The organism is Pseudomonas sp. MN1F (assembly GCF_009391885.1).
GTDB lineage: Bacteria > Pseudomonadota > Gammaproteobacteria > Pseudomonadales > Pseudomonadaceae > Aquipseudomonas.
The window spans coordinates 145,190-169,639 of sequence record NZ_VZII01000058.1; the positions used below are offsets into that span (position 1 = coordinate 145,190).

Annotated in this window: 18 protein-coding genes, 1 other RNA gene and 1 pseudogene; 12 read left to right on the forward strand and 8 right to left on the reverse strand. The window is 63.1% G+C overall.

Annotated elements, in window-relative coordinates; all coding sequences use genetic code 11:
* Positions 1-171 precede the first annotated feature (171 nt).
* Together F6X59_RS25690 and aqpZ are read left to right on the forward strand one after the other, a co-directional pair.
* Positions 172-927 (forward strand): GntR family transcriptional regulator, encoded by a 756-nt coding sequence (locus tag F6X59_RS25690; RefSeq protein WP_110636686.1) that lies wholly within the window; start codon positions 172-174, stop codon positions 925-927.
* Between the two features lie 150 nt (positions 928-1,077).
* Positions 1,078-1,776, forward strand: a complete 699-nt coding sequence (gene aqpZ / locus F6X59_RS25695; RefSeq protein WP_152958900.1) for an aquaporin Z — start codon at positions 1,078-1,080, stop codon at positions 1,774-1,776.
* On the opposite strand, the gene guaD is transcribed toward aqpZ, so the two are convergent.
* The 4 genes from guaD to xdhA all read right to left on the reverse strand — a co-directional run bounded on the left by guaD (position 1,773) and on the right by xdhA (position 7,842).
* Positions 1,773-3,077, reverse strand: a complete 1,305-nt coding sequence (guaD, locus tag F6X59_RS25700; protein WP_152958901.1) for a guanine deaminase — start codon at positions 3,075-3,077, stop codon at positions 1,773-1,775. The two genes, aqpZ and guaD, sit on opposite strands and share 4 nt — an antisense overlap.
* A 10-nt stretch (positions 3,078-3,087) precedes the next feature.
* On the reverse strand, positions 3,088-3,933 hold the full coding sequence (xdhC, locus tag F6X59_RS25705) for a xanthine dehydrogenase accessory protein XdhC (RefSeq protein WP_152958902.1): 846 nt from the start codon (positions 3,931-3,933) through the stop codon (positions 3,088-3,090).
* A 62-nt stretch (positions 3,934-3,995) separates the two neighbouring features.
* Positions 3,996-6,395 carry a xanthine dehydrogenase molybdopterin binding subunit gene (xdhB, locus tag F6X59_RS25710; protein WP_152958903.1) on the reverse strand — a complete coding sequence of 800 codons (2,400 nt, stop codon included), beginning with the start codon at positions 6,393-6,395 and terminating at the stop codon, positions 3,996-3,998.
* A complete protein-coding gene (xdhA, locus tag F6X59_RS25715) occupies positions 6,388-7,842 on the reverse strand; it encodes a xanthine dehydrogenase small subunit (RefSeq protein WP_372240540.1) in 1,455 nt (484 codons plus the stop codon). Before xdhA ends, xdhB begins: the two co-directional genes overlap by 8 nt.
* 267 nt (positions 7,843-8,109) lie before the next feature.
* Between xdhA and F6X59_RS25720 the strand changes: the two genes are divergently transcribed.
* From F6X59_RS25720 to ffs, 5 genes are all read left to right on the forward strand, one after another.
* A complete protein-coding gene (locus F6X59_RS25720) occupies positions 8,110-8,769 on the forward strand; it encodes a GntR family transcriptional regulator (protein ID WP_152958904.1) in 660 nt (219 codons plus the stop codon).
* A 3-nt stretch (positions 8,770-8,772) separates the two neighbouring features.
* Complete coding sequence (gene smc, locus F6X59_RS25725) at positions 8,773-12,261, forward strand: chromosome segregation protein SMC (protein ID WP_152958905.1); 3,489 nt, start codon at positions 8,773-8,775, stop codon at positions 12,259-12,261.
* Between the two features lie 205 nt (positions 12,262-12,466).
* Complete coding sequence (gene zipA / locus F6X59_RS25730; RefSeq protein WP_152958906.1) at positions 12,467-13,351, forward strand: cell division protein ZipA; 885 nt, start codon at positions 12,467-12,469, stop codon at positions 13,349-13,351.
* A 100-nt stretch (positions 13,352-13,451) separates the two neighbouring features.
* Positions 13,452-15,782: an NAD-dependent DNA ligase LigA gene (gene ligA, locus F6X59_RS25735; protein WP_152958907.1), complete on the forward strand. Its 2,331-nt coding sequence runs from the start codon at positions 13,452-13,454 to the stop codon at positions 15,780-15,782.
* Positions 15,783-15,915: 133 nt separating this feature from the next.
* An RNA gene (ffs, locus tag F6X59_RS25740) (signal recognition particle sRNA small type) lies at positions 15,916-16,012 on the forward strand.
* Positions 16,013-16,296: 284 nt separating this feature from the next.
* Here ffs and F6X59_RS25745 read toward each other — a convergent pair.
* Positions 16,297-16,488, reverse strand: a complete 192-nt coding sequence (locus F6X59_RS25745) for a hypothetical protein (protein WP_152958908.1) — start codon at positions 16,486-16,488, stop codon at positions 16,297-16,299.
* A gap of 455 nt (positions 16,489-16,943) precedes the next feature.
* Here F6X59_RS25745 and F6X59_RS25750 point away from each other — a divergent pair, with 455 nt between their 5' ends.
* Positions 16,944-17,213: a hypothetical protein gene (locus F6X59_RS25750; RefSeq protein WP_152958909.1), complete on the forward strand. Its 270-nt coding sequence runs from the start codon at positions 16,944-16,946 to the stop codon at positions 17,211-17,213.
* A gap of 89 nt (positions 17,214-17,302) precedes the next feature.
* On the opposite strand, the gene F6X59_RS25755 is transcribed toward F6X59_RS25750, so the two are convergent.
* Positions 17,303-17,728 carry a hypothetical protein gene (locus tag F6X59_RS25755; protein ID WP_152958910.1) on the reverse strand — a complete coding sequence of 142 codons (426 nt, stop codon included), beginning with the start codon at positions 17,726-17,728 and terminating at the stop codon, positions 17,303-17,305.
* 142 nt (positions 17,729-17,870) lie between these two features.
* Positions 17,871-18,637, reverse strand: a pseudogene (locus F6X59_RS25760) (substrate-binding periplasmic protein).
* Between the two features lie 123 nt (positions 18,638-18,760).
* Here F6X59_RS25760 and dnaX point away from each other — a divergent pair.
* Both dnaX and F6X59_RS25770 read left to right on the forward strand, forming a co-directional pair.
* On the forward strand, positions 18,761-20,824 hold the full coding sequence (gene dnaX / locus F6X59_RS25765; RefSeq protein ID WP_152958911.1) for a DNA polymerase III subunit gamma/tau: 2,064 nt from the start codon (positions 18,761-18,763) through the stop codon (positions 20,822-20,824).
* Between the two features lie 63 nt (positions 20,825-20,887).
* Complete coding sequence (locus F6X59_RS25770; RefSeq protein WP_027921266.1) at positions 20,888-21,223, forward strand: YbaB/EbfC family nucleoid-associated protein; 336 nt, start codon at positions 20,888-20,890, stop codon at positions 21,221-21,223.
* A gap of 85 nt (positions 21,224-21,308) precedes the next feature.
* On the opposite strand, the gene proC is transcribed toward F6X59_RS25770, so the two are convergent.
* Entirely contained in the window at positions 21,309-22,103 is a 795-nt protein-coding gene (gene proC / locus F6X59_RS25775) for a pyrroline-5-carboxylate reductase (protein ID WP_152958912.1), read from the reverse strand.
* 362 nt (positions 22,104-22,465) lie between these two features.
* On the opposite strand from proC, the gene F6X59_RS25780 reads away from it, so the two are divergent.
* Both F6X59_RS25780 and recR read left to right on the forward strand, forming a co-directional pair.
* Positions 22,466-23,779 carry an MFS transporter gene (locus F6X59_RS25780; RefSeq protein ID WP_152958913.1) on the forward strand — a complete coding sequence of 438 codons (1,314 nt, stop codon included), beginning with the start codon at positions 22,466-22,468 and terminating at the stop codon, positions 23,777-23,779.
* Between the two features lie 56 nt (positions 23,780-23,835).
* Positions 23,836-24,438 (forward strand): recombination mediator RecR, encoded by a 603-nt coding sequence (recR, locus tag F6X59_RS25785; RefSeq protein WP_054884114.1) that lies wholly within the window; start codon positions 23,836-23,838, stop codon positions 24,436-24,438.
* The last annotated feature ends 12 nt before the right edge of the window (positions 24,439-24,450 follow it).

The following is a 24,450-nucleotide window of genomic DNA, read 5'->3' on the forward strand; positions in this document are numbered from 1 at the left end:
CAAGATGTTGCTCGGTGGATTATGCTTTTGTGTACAAAGAATGCAAATAATGTTTTATGTTTTGTGTGCGCAATGCGTCGTACAACGGCTATATAGGTAAAACGCCCCCTGCGGAATCGCCTCAGCCTGTGTACAATGGCGCCATACTTTCTCTTCGTGCCTCGAGAGCCCATGAACGAACAGCTGCAACCTCTGAAAAAACCTGCGCGTACTGGCAAGGCCGGCCGCAGTGGTACCCAGGACGACATCGTCTACGCGCATATCTTCGAGGCGATCCTCGAGCAGCGATTGGCGCCGGGTACCAAGTTGAGCGAGGAAGCGCTGGGCGAGATCTTTGGCGTCAGCCGTACCATCATCCGCCGCGCCCTGTCGCGCCTGGCCCACGAAAGCGTGGTGCTGCTGCGGCCCAATCGCGGTGCGGTAGTGGCCAGCCCGACGGTTGAAGAGGCGCGCCAGGTGTTCTTCTCGCGGCGCATGGTCGAACGTGCCATCACCGAACTGGCAGTCCAGCACGCGACGCTTGAGCAGCTCAACGAGCTGCGCCAGATGGTGCGTGAGGAACGCGACAGCTTCTCCCGTGGTGACCGTGGTGCGGGTATCCGCCTTTCCGGCGAGTTTCACCTCAAGCTGGCTGAAGCCGCCGGCAATGCCCCGCTGGTCAGCTTCCAGCGCAGCCTGGTGTCGCAGACTTCGCTGATCATCGCCCAGTACGAGACCGGCACCCGCTCGCACTGCTCGTATGACGAGCACATGCAATTGATCGATGCCATCGAGGCGCGTGATGCCGAGCAGGCAGTGAGCCTGATGATGCACCACATGGACCATATCGACAGCAAACTGAACCTGGACGAGGAGAGCGCCTCGGACGACCTGCACGCCGTGTTCTCGCACCTGCTGAAAAAGCCCAAGGTGTCGGCCAAGGGTTGATCGTTTGCCTGATGTGACCGAAGGGCTGCTTTTGCAGCCCTTCGTCATTACTGGCCATTAGCCAAACGTCTGCTAAATTCTTGTGAGCAAACCTTCATCAAGCAGTTGGGCTTGCGCATCCATTGCGTTCCACTTCTTGAGGATAGGTCGATGACCATGTCTCTGGGTACACGGATGGGGGCCGAGCTGGTCGGCACCTTCTGGTTGGTTCTTGGTGGTTGTGGCAGTGCCGTACTCGCAGCCAGTTCTCCCGTCGGCATCGGTGTGCTCGGTGTCGCTTTCGCCTTCGGCCTTACCGTGCTGACCATGGCCTTCGCCATCGGCCATATCTCCGGTTGTCATCTCAACCCCGCCGTGTCGTTCGGGCTGGTGGTCGGTGGGCGCTTCCCGGCCAAAGAGCTGCTGCCCTATGTGATCGCCCAGGTGATCGGTGCCATTCTGGCGGCTGGCGTGATATACCTCATCGCCAGTGGCAAGGCCGGTTTCGAACTGTCCTCGGGCCTGGCGTCCAACGGCTACGCCGAGCATTCGCCCGGCGGCTACACGCTCGGCGCGGGTTTCATCAGTGAAGTGGTGATGACCGCCATGTTCCTGGTGGTGATCATGGGCGCCACCGACGCCCGTGCCCCGGCAGGCTTTGCGCCGATCGCCATCGGCCTGGCCCTGACCCTGATCCACCTGATCTCGATCCCGGTGACCAATACCTCGGTCAACCCCGCGCGCAGCACGGGGCCGGCATTGTTCGTCGGCGGCTGGGCACTGCAGCAGCTGTGGCTGTTCTGGGTGGCGCCGCTGATCGGGGCTGCGATCGGCGGCGCGCTGTACCGGGGCCTGGCGAAAGAACCTTAGCGCTGATGCACGCAACGCCCGGCGGCGTAGGTTTCACGCACGGTGCGGTCGTCGCCCAGGGTGGTTAGCACGAACAAGGTTTCTTCAATGCTGCTGGACTGCTGAATGCGGTAGTCCAGCAGTGGCGTGGCCTTGTAGTCGAGTACCACGAAGTCGGCATCGTTGCCTGGGCGCAGGCTGCCGATACGGTCGTCCAGGCGCAAGGCGCGAGCGCCACCGAGGGTGGCCAGGTACAGCGACTTGTACGGGTGCAGGCGTGCGCCTTGCAACTGCATCACCTTGTACGCCTCGTTCAGGGTGTTGAGCAGCGAGAAGCTGGTGCCGGCACCGACATCGGTGCCCAGGCCCACGTTGACCTTGAAGCGCTCAGCCTGGGGCAGGTTGAACAGGCCGCTGCCGAGGAACAGGTTGGAGGTCGGGCAGAACGCCACGGCCGAACCGGTTTCGGCCAGGCGCTGGCATTCGCTGTCGCACAGGTGCACGCCGTGGGCGAACACCGAGCGTTCGCTGAGCAGCTCGAAGTGGTCGTAGACGTCCAGGTAGCCTTTCTGCTCGGGGAACAACTCCTTGACCCAGTCGATTTCCTTGAGGTTCTCGGACAGGTGGGTGTGCATGTACAGGCCTGGGTATTCCTTCAGCAGCTGACCGGCCAGGGTCAGCTGTTCCGGCGTGCTGGTCGGGGCGAAGCGTGGGGTCACGGCGTAGTGCAGGCGGCCCTTGCCGTGCCAGCGCTCGATCAGCTGTTTGCTCTCGGTGTAGCCGGACTCGGCGGTGTCGGTCAGGTAGTCCGGGGCGTTGCGGTCCATCATCACCTTGCCGGCAATCATCCGCAGGTCCAGGCGCTCGGCTTCTTCGAACAGGGCATTGACCGACTGCGGGTGCACGCTGCCGAACACCAGGGCAGTGGTGGTGCCGTTGCGCAGCAGTTCCTGGAGGAAGATCTTCGCCACCTTGTCGGCGTGATCCTTGTCGGCGAACTGTTTTTCGCAAGGGAAGGTGTAGGTATTGAGCCAGTCCAGCAGTTGCTCGCCGTAGGAGCCGATCATGCCGGTCTGCGGGAAGTGGATATGCGTGTCGATGAAACCCGGGGTGATCAGTGCGTCCTGGTAATGCACCACTTCGATGTCGGCCGCCAGGCTCGGCAGCAGGTCGCTGGCAGGGCCGACGGCACTGATGCGGCCATCGTCGATCACCAGCAGGCCGTCCTCGAAATACTCATGGGAAGCGTCCAGGCCTACCTCGGCCGGGTCGGCGATGCTGTGCAGGATGGCGGCACGGTAGGCTTTGCGGGTAACGGTCATAACACACTCGTCAAATGGCTTGGCTGCGCCGGGAGGGCGGCAGCAACTGGGCAATGGGGCCAGCATTGGCGGCAGCATCGTGCTGGCCGAAGCAGGCGTTGTAGGTGGCAATGATTTCGCCGGCGATGGACACGGCAATCTCGATCGGCAGCTTGCCCTTGACCTCGGGCAGGCCCATCGGGCAGCGCATGCGCGCCAGCACGACATCGTCGTAGCCGCGTTCGCGCAGGCGGTGCTCGAACTTGACCCGTTTGGTCTTCGAGCCGATCAGGCCGAACCAGGTGAAATCGTTGCGCTTGAGAATGGCGGCGGTCAGCTCCAGGTCGAGCTGGTGGTTGTGGGTCATGACGATGCAGTAGCTGCCTGGCGGCAGGTCGGCAACTTCGTCGACCGGTTCTTCACTGACGACCTTGGTCACCCCGTTGGGGATGAACTGGGGGAATTCCTGTTCACGCGAGTCGATCCAGCGCACCCGGCAGGGCAGCGCGGCGAGCAAGGGTACCAGAGCGCGGCCGACATGGCCCGCGCCGAACACGGCGATCTCTGCCTGCACCGCGGCCATTGGCTCGAACAGCAGCACAGTGGCGCCGCCGCAGCACTGGCCCAGGCTGGCGCCGAGGCTGAAGCGCTCCAGGTGCGGGGTGTTGCGGTGCTCTTCAAGCATCTGCCGGGCGATGTGCAGGGCCTTGTATTCCAGGTGGCCGCCGCCGATGGTGTCGAACAGGCCGGTGCTGCTGACGACCATTTTCGAGCCGGCGTTGCGTGGGGTCGAACCGCGCTCCTCGATGATGGTCACCAGCACGCAGGCTTCGCCGCGGGACTGGTGGTCGGCGAGGGCGTTGATCCATTGGTGCATGATTCAGCCTCTCTCGGCCCCTGAGGGAGTGGGTAAACCCGCTCCCACAGGGGCCTGCGTTGTCAGTGGGTGACGATTTCCAGTTCCTGTTCAGTCGGTTGCTGCTGGGCCACCGCCTTGCGCATCTGCTCGCAACCCCACAACACCCGCTCCGGCGTCGCCGGCGCATCCACCTGTGGCTGCACGCGGTAGTCGGCGATGCTGGCCACGGCGTCCTTGAGCGCGCACCAGGCGGCGATGCCGAGCATGAACGGCGGTTCGCCCACGGCCTTGGAGTGGAACACGGTGTCTTCCGGGTTCTTGCGGTTCTCCACCAGCTTCACCCGCAGGTCCAGCGGCATGTCGGCCACCGCCGGGATCTTGTAGCTGGCCGGGCCGTTGGTCATCAGCTTGCCCTTGGCGTTCCACACCAGCTCTTCGGTGGTCAGCCAGCCCATGCCCTGGATGAAGCCGCCTTCGACCTGGCCGATGTCGATGGCCGGGTTCAACGAATCACCCACGTCATGCAGGATGTCGGCGCGCAGCATCTTGTACTCGCCGGTCAGGGTGTCGACGATCACCTCCACGCAGGCAGCGCCGAAGGCGAAGTAGTAGAACGGCCGGCCGCGTGCCTGGCTGCGGTCGTAGTAGATCTTCGGCGTGCGGTAGAAGCCGGTGGTCGACAGCGATACCTGGGCGAAGTACGCCTGCTGTACCAGCTGCTCGAAGCTGACGATCTGGTCGCGCACGCGCACATGGCCATTGCGGAACTCGACGTCTTCCTCGGTCACCTGGTAGTGCCGCGCGGCAAACTCGGTGAGGCGCTTCTTGAGGATTTCGGCAGCGTTCTGCGCGGCCTTGCCGTTCAGGTCGGCGCCACTCGAAGCCGCGGTCGGCGAAGTGTTGGGCACCTTGTCGGTGTTGGTGGCGGTGATCTGGATGCGGCTGAAATCGACCTGGAAGACCTGCGCCACCACCTGTGCCACCTTGGTGTTCAGGCCCTGGCCCATCTCGGTGCCGCCGTGGTTCAGGTGAATGCTGCCGTCGGTGTAGATGTGGATCAGCGCACCGGCCTGGTTGAGGAAAGTGGCGGTGAACGAGATACCGAACTTGACCGGGGTCAGCGCCAGGCCCTTCTTCAGGACCGGGCTGTTGGCGTTGAAGCGGCGGATCGATTCGCGGCGTTCGGCGTAGTCGCTGCTGGCTTCCAGTTCCGCGGTCATCTCCTCGAGCATGTTGTGCTCGACGGTCTGGTAGTAGTGGGTGACGTTGCGTTCGGTCTTGCCGTAATAGTTGGCCTTGCGCACGGCCAGTGGGTCGCGGCCCAGGTGACGGGCGATGTGGTCCATCACCTGCTCGATGGCGACCATCCCCTGCGGGCCGCCGAAGCCGCGGTAGGCGGTGTTGGAGGCGGTGTTGGTCTTGCAGCGGTGGCCGTGTACGGTGGCATCGCCCAGGTAGTAGGCGTTGTCGGAGTGGAACATCGCGCGGTCGACGATCGAACCGGACAGGTCGGGCGAGTAGCCGCAGTTGCCGGCCAGCTCGAGGTTGATGCCGTGCAGGCGGCCGTCATCGTCGAAGCCGACGTCGTACTCCACGTAGAACGGGTGGCGCTTGCCGGTCATGGTCATGTCTTCGACCCGCGGCAGGCGCATCTTGGTCGGTTGGCCGGTCAGGCGTGCGATCACCGCGCACAGGCAGGCCGGGCTGGCTGCCTGGGTTTCCTTGCCGCCGAAGCCGCCGCCCATGCGGCGCATGTCCAGCACCACCTTGTTCATCGGCACGTCGAGCACTTCGGCGACCAGCTTCTGCACTTCAGTAGGGTTCTGCGTGGAGCAGTAGACGATCATGCCGCCATCCTCGGTGGGCATCACCGAGGAGATCTGGGTTTCCAGGTAGAAGTGCTCCTGGCCACCGATGTGCAGGGTGCCTTGCAGGCGGTGCGGGGCGCTGGCCAGGGCGGCGGCCGAATCGCCGCGCTGGTGGGTGTGGCTGTCGAGCACGAAATGTTTCTTGCGCAGCGCCTCGACCACGTCCAGCACCGGCTCCAGGTCTTCGTACTCGACGATGGCGGCCATCGCCGCACGGCGGGCGGTGTCGAGGTCGCGGGCCGCCACGGCGAGCACCGGCTGGCCGAAGAACTCGACCTTGTCGATGGCCAGCAGCGGGTCGCCGGCGGCCACCGGGCCGATGTCCTTCAGGCCCGGGATGTCTTCGTGGGTGATGGCGATGCGCACGCCTTCGAAGGCGTAGCAGGGCGTGGTGTCGATGCGCAGGATGCGCGCATGGGCGCGGTCTGCGGTGCGCGCATAGACGTGCAGCTGGTTGGGGAATTCCAGGCGGTCGTCGATGTACAGCGCTTCGCCCGACACATGCTTGTCGGCACTGTCGTGTTTGACGCTGCGGCCGACCCCGGTGGTCAGGTCCTGGCTGAACAGTTCGGCCATCTCGGCCTGGCTCTTGGCTACGTGATGGTTAGACATAGTCGGTCACCCGGGTCTCGATGTAGGGCGTTTGCTGTTCGATGAAGTACTTGCGCAGCAGGTTCTGCGCGGTCAGCAGGCGGTATTCCTTGCTGGCGCGGAAGTCGCTGAGCGGGGTGAAGTCTTCGGCCAGGGCCTGGCAGGCACGCTCGATGCTGGCCTGGTTCCACGGCTTGCCGCGCAAGGCGGCTTCGCAGGCGCGGGCGCGCTTGGGGATGGCTGCCATGCCGCCGAAGGCGATGCGCACGCCGCTGACCACGCCGTCTTCGATGCTCAGGTTGAAGGCACCGCATACGGCGGAAATGTCGTCGTCCAGGCGTTTGGACACTTTATAGGCGCGGAAGGCCCAGTCGTTGCTGGCGCGTGGCACGATGATCTTCTCGATGAACTCGCTGTCCTGGCGGGCAGTGATGCGGTAGTCGATGAAGTAGTCTTCCAGCGGCATCACCCGCTGGCGCTCGCCCTGGCGCAGGACCACCTGCGCATCCAGGGCGATCAGCAGGGGTGGCGAGTCGCCGATTGGCGAGGCGTTGCCGATGTTGCCGCCGAGGGTGCCCTGGTTGCGGATCTGCAGCGAGGCGAAGCGGTGCAGCAGGTCGCCGAAGTCCGGGTATTCCTCGTTGAGGGCGCCGTAGCAATCGGTGAGCGAGGTGGCGGCGCCGATTTCCAGGTGGCTGGCGGTCTTGTCGATGCGCTTGAGTTCGGCGACGTGGCCAACGTAGATCATCACCGGCAGGGTCTTGTGGAACTGGGTGACTTCCAGCGCCAGGTCGGTACCACCGGCCAGCAGCCGGGCTTCAGGGTGCGAGCTGTACAGGTCGGCCAGGTCGGCGACGGTCAGCGGCACCAGGCAGCGCTTGTCGCCACTGTTGAGTTCGCCGGTCTGGGTTGGGGCGATGGCCTTGAGGCGGGCGATGGTCTGCCCCTGCTGGGCGTCGAACTGGTCGCGGCAGGGCTGGCGGCAGCTCTGCTCGGCGGCGTCGAGGATCGGGCGATAGCCAGTGCAGCGGCACAGGTTGCCGGCCAGGGCTTCCTGGGCCTGATGCAGGTCGGCGCCCTGGCTGTTCTTCTGCAAGGCGAACAGCGACATGACGAAACCCGGGGTGCAGAAGCCGCATTGCGAGCCATGGCAATCGGCCATGGCCTGCTGCACGCTGTGCAGTTGGCCGTTGTGCTTGAGGCCTTCGACGCTGATCAGCTGCTTGCCGTGCAAGGAGGAGACGAAGGTCAGGCAGGCGTTCAGGCTGCGGTAGCGCAGGCTGTCCTCGCCCTGGTCGTCCTGTACAAGTTCGCCGACCACCACGGTGCAGGCACCACAGTCGCCACTGGCACAGCCTTCTTTGGTGCCGGGTTTGCCCAGGTGCTCGCGCAGGTACTGCAGCACCGTCATGTTCGGGTCCAGGGCATGCTCACTACGCAGCTCCTGGTTGACGAGAAACTGGATCACGGGGATGGCCTCGCAATGGTTTTATTGTTGTTGGGCGGACAATAAGCAGACCTGTTGCAGTGGTCAATATTTTTCTGACTCAAAGGTCAGGAAAATGCGCATGCCGACGCCCAGCCGAATGCAGTGCCTATATCACAAGCATAGATCGCGCCGTGTCGCTGGCAGCCCGGCAGGTCAAATAAAGCGCCGCGTCCCTCTGCGCGCGCGCTGGGCAAGTGCGCTACAATCGCTCCCTTGTGCCCAGTTCAATGATTTTGAAGGAAAACCATGACGTTCAAGGCGCCGGACAGCCTCTCCGAGCAGATTGCCGACTACCTGGCCGAACGCATTATCCGCGGCGAGCTTGCGCCGGGTGAGCGTATCCAGGAACAGAAGGTGACCCAGGCCCTCAGTGTCAGCCGCGGTTCGGTGCGCGAAGCGTTGTTGATCCTCGAACGTCGCCATCTGGTCGCGATCCTGCCGCGACGTGGCGCCCATGTCACCGAACTGGACGAGCGCAGCGTGCGCAGCCTGTGCACCCTGATGGGCGAGTTCTACATCCTGCTGGGCAACGCCGTTGCCCAGAAATGGCGCCTGGAAGCCGACCTGCGCCCGTTTCTGGACATCCAGCAGCGCCTGCAGCAGGCTCGCGATCGCCAGGACATCAAGGAGTTCGTCGCCGAGAGCTTCGCGGTGATGCGCGCTGCCTACCCCTTCGCTGACAACCCCTATCTGCAGGAAACCGTGGAAAACCTGCAGCCGGCCATGAGCCGCGCCTACTACCTGGCCCTGGATCAGCGCCAGGCCAACATGGACGACTACCTCGACCTGTTCGCCCGCCTGCTTGAAGCCGTGGTTGCCCGTGACCTGTCGCGCATCCGCGAGGTGCTCACCGCCTATGGCCAGCGCAGCTGCGAACTGGTGCTGGCGGCGCTGGCCCGGGGCTGACCGATGCGCCTGAAGTGCATTCGCCTGGCCGGGTTCAAGTCGTTCGTCGACCCGACCACGGTCAATTTCCCCAGCAACATGGCGGCGGTGGTCGGCCCCAACGGCTGCGGCAAGTCCAACATCATCGACGCGGTGCGCTGGGTGATGGGCGAGAGTTCGGCGAAAAACCTGCGCGGCGAGTCGATGACCGACGTTATCTTCAACGGCTCCACCAGTCGCAAGCCGGTGAGCCAGGCCAGCATCGAGCTGGTGTTCGACAACAGCGAAACCACCTTGCTGGGTGAATATGCCGCCTATGCCGAGATTTCCATCCGCCGCAAGGTCACCCGCGACGGGCAGAACAGCTATTACCTGAACGGCACCAAATGCCGCCGTCGGGACATCACCGACATCTTCCTCGGCACCGGCCTGGGCCCGCGCAGCTACTCGATCATCGAGCAGGGCATGATCTCCAAGCTGATCGAGGCCAAGCCCGAGGAACTGCGCAACTTCATCGAAGAAGCGGCCGGCATCTCCAAGTACAAGGAGCGCCGCCGCGAGACCGAAAGCCGCATCCGTCGCACCCAGGAGAACCTGGCGCGCCTGACCGACCTGCGCGAAGAGCTGGAGCGCCAGCTCGAACGCCTGCACCGCCAGGCTCAGGCCGCCGAGAAGTACCGCGAATACAAGGCCCTTGAGCGCCAGCTCAAGGCGCGCCTGTCGGCCCTGCGCTGGCGCGACCTGGACGAGCGTGTGCGCCAGCGCGAGAGCGCGATCGGCGACCAGGACATCGCCCACGAGGCGCTGGTTGCCGAGCAGCGCAATGCCGATGCCAGCATCGAGCGCCTGCGCGACGGTCACCATGAATTGTCAGAGCGCTTCAACCAGGTGCAGGGCCGCTTCTATTCGGTGGCCGGTGACATCGCCCGGGTAGAACAGAGCATCCAGCACGGCCAGCAGCGCCTGCGCCAGTTGCAGGACGACTTCAAGGAGGCCGAGCGCACCCGCCAGGAAACCGAATCGCACCTGGGCCATGACCGCACCCTGCTGGCCACCCTGGGTGAAGAGCTGGCCATGCTTGAGCCGGAGCAGGAAATGACCCTGGCCGCCGCCGAAGAGGCTGCCGCCACCCTTGAAGAGGCCGAGCTGGGCATGCACGCCTGGCAGGAGCAATGGGACGGTTTCAATACCCGCTCTGCCGAGCCGCGGCGCCAGGCCGAAGTGCAGCAGGCGCGCCTGCAGCAGCTGGAGGCCAGCCTGGAACGCATTGCCGAGCGCCAGCGCAAGCTGGTCGAGGAGGGCGAGCAGCTGGGTGCTGAACCACAGGATGGCTCATTGCTTGAACTCGCCGAGCAACTGGCCAGCAGCGAGATGCTGCTGGAGGAGTTGCAGTTGTCGGAGGAGCAGGTGGTCGAGCGCCTTGAAAGCGTGCGCGAGCAACTGCAGCAAGCGACCAGTGCCCAGCAACAGCAGCAGGGCGACCTGCAGCGCCTCGGCGGCCGCCTGGCCTCGTTGGAGGCGCTGCAGCAGGCCGCGCTGGAGCCTGGCGTCGGCGCCGCCGACTGGCTGCGCGAGCAAGGCCTGGAGCAGCGCCCGCGCCTGGCTGAGGGGCTGCGCGTAGAGCCGGGTTGGGAGCTGGCGGTGGAAACTGTGCTCGGTGCCGACTTGCAGGCCGTGCTGCTGGACGATTTTGCCGGGCTGGATTTCCACGGCCTGGAGCAGGGCGAGCTACGCCTGTTGCTGGCAGCGGGGGGCGGCGAGCGTCAGCCCGGCAGCCTGCTCGACAAGGTTGAAGGGCGCATCGATCTGGCCCCATGGCTGGGCCAGGTGCAGCCGGTCGAAGACCTTGCCGAGGCCCTGGCACGGCGTGCAGCCCTGGGCGAAGGGCAGAGCCTGGTGAGCCGCGATGGCTACTGGGTCGGTCGCCATTTCCTGCGCGTCAGCCGGGGTGGCGAGGCCCAGGGCGGCGTGCTCGCCCGTGGCCAGGAAATCGAACGCCTGGGGCAGGAGCAGTTGGAGTTTGAAGACGCGCTGGGGCAGCTGGAGCAGCAGCTTCAGGCGGCCCGCGAGCAGCAGCTGGACCTGGAAGAACAGCGTGAGCAACTGCGCCGCCGCACCCAGGAAGAAAGCCGCCAGCACGGTGAACTCAAGGCCAGCCTGTCCGCCGGCCGTGCCCGTGCCGAGCAGGTAGAGCTACGCCGCCGCCGCCTGCAGGAAGAGCTGACCGAGCTTCAGGAGCAGCGTGCCCTGGAGCAGGAGCAGTTGGGCGAGGCGCGCCTGGTGCTGCAAGAAGCTCTGGACCTGATGGCCCAGGACACCGAGCAGCGCGAACAGTTGATGGCGCGCCGCGACACCCTGCGCGAAGGCCTTGATCGCATTCGCCAGGAAGCCCGCCAGCACAAGGATCATGCCCACCAACTGGCCGTGCGTCTGGGCTCGCTGCGTGCGCAGCACGACTCCACCCGTCAGGCTCTGGAGCGCCTGGAGCAGCAGGCCGTACGCCTGAGCGAGCGCCAGGAGCAGTTGAGCCTGAACCTGGAAGAAGGTGAGGCTCCGCTCGAAGAACTGCGCCTGAAGCTCGAAGAGTTGCTGGAGCGGCGCATGAGCGTCGACGAAGAAATGCGCCTGGCGCGCCTGCACATGGATGAAGCCGACCGCGCACTGCGCGATGCCGAAAAGCGCCGCACCCAGGCCGAGCAGCAAGCCCAGCTGCTGCGTGGCCAGCTGGAGCAGATGCGCCTGGAAAACCAGGGCCTGGATATCCGTCGAAAAACCCTACAGGAACAATTGCTGGCCGACGGCTACGATTTGCAGGGCGTGCTCGCCACCGTCGAGGCCGATGCCAGCGAGCAGGGCACCGAGCAGGAGCTGGAGCAGATCGAAGGCCGCATCCAGCGCCTGGGTGCGATCAACCTGGCGGCCATCGAGGAGTACGAGCAGCAGTCCGAGCGCAAGAGTTACCTGGACGCCCAGGACGCCGACCTGGTCGAGGCCCTGGACACCCTGGAAAACGTCATCCGCAAGATCGACAAGGAAACCCGCAACCGCTTCAAGGATACCTTTGATCAGATAAATGCCGGATTACAGGCACTTTTTCCAAAAGTTTTCGGTGGTGGCAGCGCTTATCTGGAACTGACGGGCGAAGATCTACTCGATACAGGGGTGACGATCATGGCGCGTCCGCCGGGCAAGAAGAACAGCACCATCCATCTGCTGTCCGGCGGCGAGAAGGCACTGACTGCATTGGCGCTGGTGTTTGCCATCTTCAAGTTGAACCCCGCACCGTTCTGCATGCTCGACGAAGTCGATGCGCCGCTGGACGATGCCAACGTCGGGCGGTACGCCCGGCTGGTCAAGGAAATGAGTGAAAGCGTGCAGTTCATCTACATCACCCATAACAAGATTGCCATGGAGATGGCGGATCAATTGATGGGGGTGACCATGCATGAGCCCGGTTGTTCACGTCTTGTTGCAGTTGATGTGGAGGAGGCCCTGGCCATGGTGGACGCCTGATGAGCGAAGATAGGGCGAAAAGCGTAGGCAAATGCCCCTGTCATGTGCGACAGACGGTGTAAAGTTGTCTTTGGTCGTGCTAGCTTAATGTCACTCGTTTTTTTGCGTGGGTAAAACGCCTGTCAGAACATAGAGTTGGCGCCACGTGTTAAAGGGCTTTGAACCCTTTGTTTTCAAGCATATTTTTATAGAGGCACGGGATTACATGGAAATCGGTCTGCGCGAGTGGCTGATCGTCATCGGCGTCATAGTCATCGCCGGTATTCTTTTCGACGGCTGGCGCCGCATGCGCGGCGGGAAAGGCAAGCTGAAATTCCGTCTGGATCGCAGTTATTCCAACCTGCCGGACGAGGAGGGTAGCGCTGAGGTGCTTGGCCCGTCGCGGGTGCTGGATGCCCAGAAGGAGCCTGAACTGGACGAGACCGACCTGCCCTCGGTCAGTGCACCAGCGCGCGAACGTGAGCGCGAGCCGAAGCCGGCCAAGGCCAGCAAGCGCGGCAAGCGTGTGGCCGAAGCGCAGCAGCAGGGCGACCTGAACCTGGCCGCCGAGCCGCGCGAGCCCGACCTGTTCGCCGATGCCGACGAAGATTTCACTGCCGACAACACCCGCAGCAGCGGCTTTGCGGCCACTGGCAATGCAGCCAAGGAGTTGCCACCGGTCGAGGAAGTGCTGGTGATCAGCGTGATTTCCCGCGACGAAGGTGGCTTCAAGGGCCCGGCCCTGCTGCAGAACATTCTCGAAAGCGGCCTGCGTTTTGGCGAGATGGATATCTTCCACCGCCACGAAAGCATGGCCGGTCACGGTGAAGTGCTGTTCTCCATGGCCAACGCGGTCAAGCCTGGCATCTTCGACCTGGACGACATCGACCACTTCAGCACCCGTGCGGTGAGCTTCTTCCTTGGCCTGCCAGGCCCGCGTCATCCTAAGCAGGCCTTCGACGTGATGGTGGCGGCAGCGCGCAAGCTGGCCCACGAGCTCAATGGCGAACTGAAGGACGACCAGCGCAGCGTGCTGACCGCCCAGACCATCGAGCACTACCGCCAGCGCATCGTCGAATTCGAGCGCCGTGCGCTGACCCAGAAGCGCTGATTTGCCCAAGTGGGCGGACCTGGCCTCGGTCTCGCCCACCCTGTTTCAAGCGCAAGAGCAGCCCTGGGCTGCTCTTTTGCTTTGCAAGAGAACCTGAAGAATGACCGCCGAAACCCGAATCCACGAACTGCGCGCCGAGCTTGATCAGCACAACTACCGCTACTACGTGCTCGACGAGCCGAGCGTGCCCGATGCCGAGTACGACCGCCTGTTCAATGAGCTCAAGGCGCTCGAAGCCGAGCACCCGCACCTGGTGACCCCTGACTCGCCTACCCAGCGTGTCGGTGGTGCTGCCCTGGCGGCCTTCAGCCAGGTTCGCCACGAAGTGCCGATGCTCAGCCTGGGCAACGCCTTCGAGGAGGCCGACCTGCGTGAGTTCGGCCGCCGCGTGGTCGATGGGCTCGACCAGCCCGGCACGGTGGACTTCAGTTGCGAGCCGAAGCTCGATGGCCTGGCGGTGAGCCTGCTCTATCGTAACGGCCAGCTGGTGCAGGGCGCCACTCGGGGCGACGGCACCACCGGCGAGGACATCAGCGCCAACGTGCGTACCGTGCGCAACATCCCGCTGAAGCTGCACGGTGAAGGTTGGCCCGCCGTGCTCGAAGTGCGTGGTGAGGTGTACATGAGCAAGGCCGGCTTCGACCGCCTCAATGCCGCCCAGGCTGAAGCCGGTGGCAAGACTTTTGCCAACCCGCGCAACGCCGCTGCCGGCAGCCTGCGCCAGCTGGATTCGAAGATCACCGCCAGCCGCCCGCTGGAATTCTGCTGCTACGGCGTCGGGCAGGTCTCCGCGAGCATCGGCGAAAGCCACATTGGCATCCTTGAGCAGCTCAAGCAGTGGGGCCTGCCGATCAGTCGAGAGCTCAGGCATGCGGCCGGTATCGAAGAGTGCCTGGCCTATTACCGCGACATCGGCGAACGGCGCAACAGCCTGCCGTACGAGATCGACGGCGTGGTATTCAAGGTCAATAGCCTGGCGGCCCAGCGTGAGCTGGGCTTCCGCGCCCGTGAACCGCGGTGGGCCATTGCCCATAAGTTCCCGGCCATGGAAGAGCTCACCGAAGTGCTGGACGTGGAATTCCAGGTCGGCCGTACCGGCGCGGTCACGCCGGTGGCGCGCCTGAAACCGGTCAAGGTGGCGGGCGTGACGGTGTCCAACGCTACCCTGCACAACATGGACGAAATCGCCCGGCTGGGGCTGCGCATCGGTGACACGGTGATCATCCGCCGTGCCGGTGACGTGATCCCGCAGGTCATGCAAGTGGTGCTCGAGCGCCGCCCCGAAGGTGCCCGTCCGGTACACGTGCCGAGCGAATGCCCGGTCTGTGGCTCCCAGGTCGAACGTACCCAGCTGGTCAAGCGCAGCAAGGGCAAGGAAACTACCAGTGAAGGTGCGGTGTACCGCTGCGTCGGCCGCCTGGCCTGCGCTGCCCAGCTCAAGCAGGCAATCATTCACTATGTGTCTCGCCGCGCCATGGACATTGATGGCCTGGGCGAGAAAAGCGTCGAGCAGCTGGTGGATGAAGGGCTGATCAGCTCGCCCGCCGACTTGTACAAGCTGGAGTTCGATCAGATCGTCGGCCTGGAGGGCTTTGCCGAGGTTTCCAGCAAGAAGCTGCTGGACGCCATCGAGGCCAGCAAGCGCCCGAGCCTGGCGCGTTTCATCTATGCCTTGGGCATTCCCGATGTCGGCGAGGAGACCGCCAAGGTCCTGGCCCGTTCGCTGGGCAGCCTGGCCCGCGTGCAGCAGGCGCTGCCACAGGTGCTGACCTACTTGCCGGACATCGGCCTGGAGGTCGCCTACGAGATCCACAACTTCTTCGAGGACGAGCACAACCGTAAGGTCATCGAGCAGTTGCTGGCCAGCGGCATGCAGTTGCAGGACGAAGGTGAGCTGGCCGCCGAATTCGCCGCCAGCACGACCCTTGCCGGCATGATCGCCAAGCTGGACATCGCTTCGGTCGGCCCGACCGGCGCCGAGAAGCTGGCAGCCAAGCTCGATAGCCTGGACAAGATCATCGCCGCTGACGGCATCGACCTGCGTCAGGCGCTGGCGGCGAAGCAGGCCGACGCGGTGCGCGAATTCTTCAAGGATGAGGCCAACCAGAAGCTGGCCCGTGATATCGAGGCCCAGTTGTTGGCTTTCGGCATGCACTGGAGCAGCGAGAAGAAGGTGGCTGAAGGCCTGCCGCTCGCCGGCCAGACGTGGGTGCTGACGGGGTCCCTGGAGCGTTTCAGTCGCGACATCGCCAAAGAGAAGCTGGAGGGCTTGGGCGCCAAGGTGGCCGGCTCGGTGTCTGGCAAGACCCACTGCGTGGTCGCCGGCCCTGGTGCTGGCTCCAAACTGGCCAAGGCCAGTGAGTTGGGGGTGAAGGTGCTGGACGAGGATGCCTTCGTTGCCTTCCTGGCGGGGCATGGCATCACTGTCTAAAGGTGAAGGTCGCCGTGCAACCCGGACAAGTCATTGAGAAATGATGACTTTTTCGTGCGTAGAGGTTGTATCTTCGCCCCAGACCGGTACAATGGCGCGGCTCGCTGCTTGGCGAGCCGCGTAGTGGTGGCCCCATCGGTCCCCCCGCATTGATTACCCGTTAACCTGGTCAGGCCCGGAAGGGAGCAGCCATAGCGGGAACATCGAGTGCCGGGGTGTGGCTGGTGGGGCCGCCTCCATTTCCGGGGTCGGAAAACTTCATTTGGCCCTGCTTTTAGTTTCATCCCCCTCTGTATCACTTGGCTACAGGTGTCGCATGATCAATGTGCCGACAACTATCAAGGTCAAAGTGAATCCTGCGCCCAGGCAGAAAGGCAGCACCTCTTGCCATATGGATACGTTCCTGGCTCTGCGCATGTCCTCTTCCATTGCCTCGAGATCATGGTGGAATTGCTCGCGAATTTCCTGGATCGACCGATGCATGAGCTTCCTCTTGTAGCTGGTTAGCTGGTAGTTATCTGGTCAGGAGGCTGATGATTGTGCCTATCGCCCCCAGTGCGGCGGAGCCGACTACGTACGGATACCAGAATGTCTCCCGTTTGAGTTTGCTCGCTTCAGCCAGAAATTTACTGGCTTCGGCTCTGAGTTTGTGGTTCTCGATCAGAAGCCTGTCGAGTTCAAGATTGTCACGGTCGTCCTGACGCATGAGGCTTCCTTGTTCGATAGCGAGCGCGCCTGTACAGCTATTTTGTTCTGTTTCCTTTCTTGGGGAAATCGTTCGCTTCGGATGTGGTTGTAGTCTCGGGGGCTTTGATTTTCCGATATTTCAAGGGCTGCAGCGTGTGCCTGGAATTCTCCTTGGTTAAAAAGAGAAATCTCCTACACGCATTCATTTGCTGAAGAATTATCCTACGCAACCTGTCGCCACCCGTCTGATTGTCCCTGGGAAGCCTGCCCTTTAGCATTTTGTGGTCGCTGTCGGTTCAGCGATCGGGTGTGGAAGCCCAGCAAGTACACTGGCGGTTGTCGTTATGGCAGCTGTGCGCGGGAGGTATTCGTACCTGCCGGGTTTGCCGTGTACCTGGTCTTCCACCCCGTGTACAGCTGCCACCCTTATGCGTGGAAGCAAGAGGAGCGCAGCACAATCAACACGGAGCTGTTATGAAAAAGATTGTTCCTGATCCACCCCATAATCTCGATCCGCAGCCAGGCAAGGTCCTGTCTCGCGCCATCAGCGAGGGCATTGTCCCGATGGAATACGTGCTGATGAATGTTTCCCACTACTTGATGTTCGCCTACAGCGACAGTCGGCGGGCGCTGGAGCGCATTGAGGACGAAGAAACTAGGCAATTGCTTCAGCATGGCTTGCGAGCGATGCAGATTGCCTGTGGGCAGGCGGATGCGCTGGTGACGGCTATGGAGCGGAAGTGATCGTGTAAGGGCTGGCAGGCGCTCGCCACGACAGCTTCAGCGCCTGTGAGATCGAGCGCCGCCTGTGCGGCGCTGTCCGGCTGATACCTTTACAGGTTGTATTTCTCATCGATTCTGCGTTTGTCGAGCGCATAGCGCTTGATGTCGATCGCTTCAGTCTCCAGTTGGGCATCCAGTTCGTCCATCTCGCGTTTTTTCAGTGTTGCGATATGAGCCTTGGTGGCTTGATAGTTGATCATCTCTGCAGCGTCATGCCCGCTGACAGGGTCCCAGAGGATGGAGAGCGGCCAGCACAGCAGGTTCACCACACCAAAGCCGTAAGCGCGACCGTAGAACGATCCGCCACCTGGAAGCAGGCCGAGGCCGGCGGCAAGCCCGGGTTTTTTCTCTTCTACCGAGAGGTTTCTGGCGCGGTAGCCAGCGAGTTCCGACTCCTGGACCGAATTGAGGCCGGTGGCACAGCCAGTGGTCAGCGCTATCAATGCGGCAGCGGTCAGATTTCGAACGGTGGACATGCAACTTTCCTTAGTGTGGATACGGTACTCGCCCGTCGCTGGGCGTCGGGGGTGCGTAACTCTACACTGGGTAGTGGCACATTGATATTGTGTCGTTGCTAGCGTTTCGGGGTGCTGTCAGGCGGTCGTTTTCCAATTCGGCTCAAGGCTGGACCACCGAGATCTCCCCTGAATACCCTGTCGCCCCATACCGCTGCACAATCCGCTCAATTTCCCCCGACTGCCTCATCCGCACCAAGGCCCGTAAAACCCCCTGGGTCGGTATCGCCGGGTCATTCCTCACCATGCACCCCAGCGCCTGTTCCTCCAGCACCGCCTGCACCTGCAGGCGCTGCCCGGCTGGCAGGCCCTGGTTGAACCACTGCAGCGACAGCTCATTGCTCACCGCATGCTGATACCGCCCAACCTGCAGCTTCTGCAGCGCCAGTTGCTGGCTGCGGCTGTCTTCGCGCAGCAGGCGCCCCTGGGCAAACAGCGGCTCCAGCGTGCCGTAGGCATACCCCAGCACCGTGCCGATCGCCTGGGGGGCAGTTGTTCGGGGAGGGCAAAGGCGGCGTCGCCCGGTCGCCCGACCAGCACATCACGTTGCAGAATCAACGGAATGCTCCAGACAAAATTCCCCGGCCGATCATTGAACCACTGGCTGCTTACATAACAGCGCACATCGATATCGCCAGCGTCCATCGCCTGTTGCATGCGCAGGCGGGCCATCACGTGATACTCCGGGCGCACGCCGGCCTCCCGGGCCAATGCCTGGATAAGGTCGAGCACCAGGCCCTCCACCGGCTGGCCGCCTTCGACCCGCACCAGCGGCATGCTCCAGCTCTCGGCAACGGAAAAGCGCAGCACCGGCAGGTCCGCCAAGCTGTGAGTGCTCCAGAGCAAGAGCAGGGCCAGCAGTCGTCGCAATGCACATCCTCCTTGAACAGCGCGCCAGTTGCTTAGCTTAGACGAACCGCGCAGGGTGCAATTTTGCCCCCGCTCCGCTAGCATTAGCGATCTTCCGCTCGATCAGGCTGCGATGGTTTTTCGATGAGTTATCAGGTTCTTGCACGTAAATGGCGTCCGCGCTCGTTCCGCGAAATGGTCGGCCAGGCCCATGTGCTCAAGGCCTTGATCAATGCCTTGGACAACCAGCGCCTGCACCACGCCTACCTGTTCACCGGTACCCGGGGTGTGGGCAAGACTACCATTGCGCGGATCATCGCCAAATGCCTCAACTGCGAGACCGGCATTACGTCCACGCCTTGTGGCACTTGCTCGGTATGCCGGGAGATCGACGAGGGCCGCTTCGTCGACCTGATCGAGATCGATGCGGCGAGCCGCACCAAGGTCGAAGACACCCGTGAGCTGCTCGATAACGTGCAGTACGCACCGAGCCGTGGGCGCTTCAAGGTCTACCTGATCGACGAAGTGCACATGCTCTCTACTCACTCGTTCAACGCCTTGCTCAAGACGCTGGAAGAGCCGCCGCCCTACGTCAAGTTCATCCTTGCCACCACCGACCCGCAGAAGCTGCCGGCCACCATCCTGTCGCGCTGCCTGCAGTTCTCGCTGAAGAACATGAGCCCGGAGCGGGTGGTCGAGCACCTGAGCCACGTGCTGCAGGCCGAAAATGTGCCGTTCGAGCCGGATGCCCTGTGGCTGCTCGGCCGTGCTGCCGACGGTTCGATGCGTGATGCCATGAGCCTGACTGACCAGGCCATCGCCTTCGGCGAGGGCAAGGTATTGGCGGCCGATGTGCGCGCCATGCTCGGCAGCCTCGATCATGGCCAGGTCTATGGCGTGCTGCAGGCGCTGCTCGAAGGGGATGCGCGGGCGCTGCTCGAAGCGGTGCGCAACCTTGCCGAACAGGGGCCGGACTGGAGCGGTGTGCTGGCCGAAATGCTCAACGTCCTGCACCGCGTGGCCATCGCCCAGGCACTGCCCGAGGCGGTGGACAACGGCCAGGGCGATCGCGACCGGGTGCTGGCGCTGGCCTCGGCGTTGCCGGCCGAAGATGTGCAGTTCTACTACCAGATGGGCTTGATCGGCCGCCGCGACCTGCCGTTGGCGCCAGACCCGCGGGGCGGTTTCGAAATGGTCCTGCTGCGCATGTTGGCGTTCCGCCCGGCAGATACCGACGATGCGCCGAAGCCGGTGCTAAAGCCAGTGGGGATCAGCCAGGCCACAGCTGATCCGGCAACCCCGGTGGCAGCACCAGCCGTTGCTGCCGAGGCGCCTGCCGCTGCGCCGGCGCAACCTGCACCCGTGGCACCGGCCCCGCAGGCCGAGGTCGCGCCGGTTATGGCACCGGCTCCTGAGCCAGAGCCTGAACCAGAGCCTGAACCAGAGCCTGAGCCAGAGCCCGAAGTTGTCGCGCCTGAGCCGGTGGCGGTGGAGGAGGTCATCGACCTGCCCTGGGAGGAGCCAGCTGCGCCGCCCGCGCCCGAGCCTGTAACTGCGCCAGCCCCAGCCCCGGTAGCTGCCGCGCAAAGCGCCCAGCCCGTCTACGACGAGCCACCCTTCGACCCGTCCGCCTACGCTTCGGCTGGTATGGATCGCGATGACGAGCCGCCAATGGATGAGGACTATTATGGTGGCGAAAGCGACCCGGTAGGCTTCAGTTATCTTGACGAGCTGGCCGAACACGTTGAGGAAGAAACCCCTGTCGCCGCGCCCGAGCCGCTGCCAGCTGCCCAGCCGGCGACCGGCCTTGCCCTGCAATGGCTGGAATTATTCCCACAGTTGCCTGTGTCCGGCATGACGGGCAACATCGCTGCAAACTGTACGTTGATGGCCGCTGATGGTGATGACTGGCTGCTGCACCTGGACCCAGGCCAGGGCGCGCTGTTCAACTCCACCCAGCAGCGCCGGCTGAACGAGGCGCTCAACCAGCACCTGGGGCGCACCTTGAACCTGCGGATCGAGCTGATTCGCCCCGAGCAGGAAACCCCGGCCCAGGCAGCGTCGCGCAAGCGTGCCGAGCGCCAGCAGGGCGCCGTACTGTCGATCGAGCAGGATCCGTTGATCCAGCAGATGATCAAGCAGTTCGGTGCCACGGTGCGACAGGATACTATTGAGCCTGTAGACGCCCTGGTCAGCCAGGGCCAGTAATCGATAACCATGCGGCCGGCCCCTCGCCGGGCCGCATCACATGACCCAATCGAGGTATACCCCATGATGAAAGGTGGCATGGCTGGCCTGATGAAGCAGGCCCAGCAAATGCAGGAAAAGATGCAGAAGATGCAGGAAGAGCTGGCCAACGCCGAAGTCACCGGCCAGTCTGGTGGCGGCCTGGTGAGCGTGGTGATGACCGGTCGTCACGACGTCAAGCGTGTCAGCATCGACCAGAGCCTGATGTCGACCGACGAAGACGACAAGGAAGTGCTGGAAGACCTGATCGCCGCTGCGCTGAACGATGCCGTACGCAAGATCGAGCAGAATAGCCAGGACAAGATGGGCAACATGACCGCTGGCATGCAATTGCCACCGGGCTTCAAGATGCCGTTCTAAGGCATCGGCACGTTCAAGAGGCCGCCGCTGGGTATCCAGCGGCGGCTTTTTTATTTGAATGATTGAATAATTAAAAGTTGCTCTCTCAAGCGCCTTTTGACAGTTCCACCGAGCGTCGATGCGCGGCAGAAGTTGCCTGCTCCAGTAATGCCCGCAGCTTGCGCTGGCTTTCAAATACTTCAATGGCCGCAGCGGTAGTGCCATTGGGTGAAGTTACCGCGACGCGCAGTTCGATGAAATCGGCATGTGCCTGATGTTGCAAAGTTGCTGCGCCGAACGCAGTTTGCGCCGCCAGGTTGCGTGCCAGTTCAGGGTTCAGCCCCAACTTCACACCTGCCTCGGCAAGTGCCTCGCTGAACAAGTGGTAATACGCCGGGCCGCTGCCGCTGATGGCTGTGACCGCATCCAGTTGCTGTTCCTCATCCACCCAGTATGCCGCGCCAACTGCCTCGAACAGGCGGCCAATCACCGCCTTGCGCGCGGCATCGAGCTGCGCACCTGCATACAGCCCGGTGCAACCGGCTCCCAGCAGTACCGGAGTATTAGGCATGGCCCGCACCACCGGGCAGCGCTGGCCGACGGCGTCGCTCAGGCTGGCCTGGGTGACGCCCGCAGCCACCGAAACCACGGTCGCCTGGCTGCACTGTCGATCACTTAGTCCGGCCAGCGCGCTGCTGGCGTAAGCGGGCTTGACCGCGAGCACGATCAGTTCGAATGCCTGGTCAGTGGGTACATCCTGCAGTCGGGCGTAGCGGCCTGCTGCGGCGTCGGCGCTCAGCCCAGGGTCGACGATGCTTAACCGTTCGACCAGCCCGCCCTTGAGCCAGGCATCGCCCAGCGCGCCGCCCATGCGCCCATAACCGATGAAAAGCACGTTCATTGAATGCCTCGCGTTGTGTTTGTTGTTTTCTCGTTTTTTAGAGTAAGGGCTTTTTCGATAAAGGTGCAACCGGGTGCAACTCAAAAAACACCACGAAGTGGCGTGTACCGACAAGCGACTCTGTGACTAATGAGTCATCAATGCACCCTTTTGGTGATTTAGGGTATTTCTGCGGTTTGATTGAATCAAAACAGGGCATTTTCGTATTTATTTCTTAATCTTTAAAGATTAATCGTTTAATCACGGTTGCACCTTTTTTGAAAGTTTGAATAAGATTCGCTCGCAACGGTGCAACCCGGTTGCTCTTTTGCGCCAATTCACACGGTGCTCGCCGACATAACATCAAAAAAACGGAGACTCGAATGACGCCTTCCAGTGCAACCCCCTCTGCAACCCAGGGGCGTGGCCGAGCCTTGGTCGCCAGCCTTACCGGCAGCTCCATCGAATGGTTCGACTATTTCCTCTACGGCACCGCCGCCGCCCTGGTATTCAACAAGCTGTTCTTCCCCAGCTTCGACCCGGTAGTCGGGCTGCTGCTGGCTTACCTGTCGTTTTCCCTGACCTTCTTCGTGCGGCCCATCGGTGGTGTGCTGTTTGCCCACATCGGCGACCGCATCGGGCGCAAGAAGACCCTGGTCATCACCTTGTCGCTGATGGGGGGCGCAACCGTGCTGATCGGCTGCCTGCCCACCTATGAACACATCGGTGTGTGGGCGCCGGTGCTGCTGATCACCCTGCGCGTGATCCAGGGCCTGGGTATCGGTGGTGAATGGGGTGGTGCGCTGCTGCTGGCCTATGAATATGCGCCGGCCAATCGTAAAGGCCTGTTCGGTAGCGTGCCGCAGGTCGGCGTGACCGTCGGCATGTTGCTGGCGACCATGGCCGTGAGCCTGATGGCCATGCTGCCGGACGAGCAGTTCATGAGCTGGGGCTGGCGCGTGCCGTTCGTGCTCAGCGCCGGGCTGGTGTTCCTGGGCTTGTGGATCCGCCACGGTCTGGACGAAACGCCGGCGTTCAAAGAAGCCAAGGCTTCCGGCAACGTGGCGAAAATGCCACTGGTCGAAACCTTGCGTGACCACTGGCGCGAAGTGCTGATTGCCGCTGGCCTGAAAGTGGTGGAAACGGCGCCGTTCTATATTTTCTCGACCTTCGTGGTCAGCTACGCGGTCACCACGCTGGGCTACGACAAGGTCAGCACCCTCAACGCAGTGATGGTCGGCGCGGCGGTTGCCTCGCTGATGATCCCGGCCATGGGCTGGCTGTCGGACAAGGTCGGGCGCAAGGCGGTGTACATTGCCGGCATCCTGCTGATCGCCGCGTTCATCGTGCCGTACTTCAAATTGCTCGACACTCGTACCACCTGGGGCCTGATGCTGGCGACGGTGATCGCCTTCGGCGTGCTGTGGGCGCCGGTTACCGCGGTGCTTGGCACCATGAGTTCGGAAATCTTCTCCACCCGGGTGCGCTACACCGGCATCACCCTGGGCTATCAGCTGGGCGCTGCCCTGGCCGGCGGTACCGCGCCGTTGATTGCCACCTTCCTGCTCAGCCGCTACAACGGCAGCTGGCAACCGGTGGCGTTGTACCTGCTGGCGACGGTGGCCATCTCACTGGTGGCGGTGCTGGCCGTGCGTTCGGGCAAGGGTGAAAAGCCTGGCAATCCCGCGTTGATTTGACGCAACAGGCACTGGTGGGTATAAACCGGCTCTTATTGATTTGTCAGGCCTTACCCATGAGCTTCAGCCCCCTGATCCGCCAACTGATCGACGCCCTGCGCACCCTCCCGGGCGTCGGCCAGAAAACCGCCCAGCGCATGGCCCTGCAGCTGCTCGAGCGTGACCGCAGCGGCGGCCTGCGCCTGGCCCAGGCGTTGAGCCAGGCCATGGAAGGGGTAGGGCATTGCCGCCAGTGCCGGACCCTGACCGAGCAGGAGCTGTGCCCGCAGTGCAGCGACCCGCGCCGTGACGACACGCAGCTGTGCGTGGTGGAAGGGCCGATGGATGTGTATGCGGTGGAGCAGACCGGCTATCGCGGGCGTTACTTCGTGCTCAAGGGGCACTTGTCGCCGCTCGATGGCCTGGGGCCTGAGGCAATCGGTGTGCCGCAGCTGATGGCACGGATCGAGGAGCAGGGCAGCTTCACCGAGGTGATCCTGGCGACCAACCCGACCGTGGAAGGTGAAGCGACGGCGCATTACATCGCCCAGTTGCTGAACGAGAAAGGGCTGGTGGCGTCGCGGATTGCCCATGGCGTGCCGCTGGGCGGCGAGCTGGAGCTGGTCGATGGCGGCACCCTGGCCCATGCCTTTGCCGGGCGCAAGCCGATCTCGCTGTAATTGGCTGGGGCT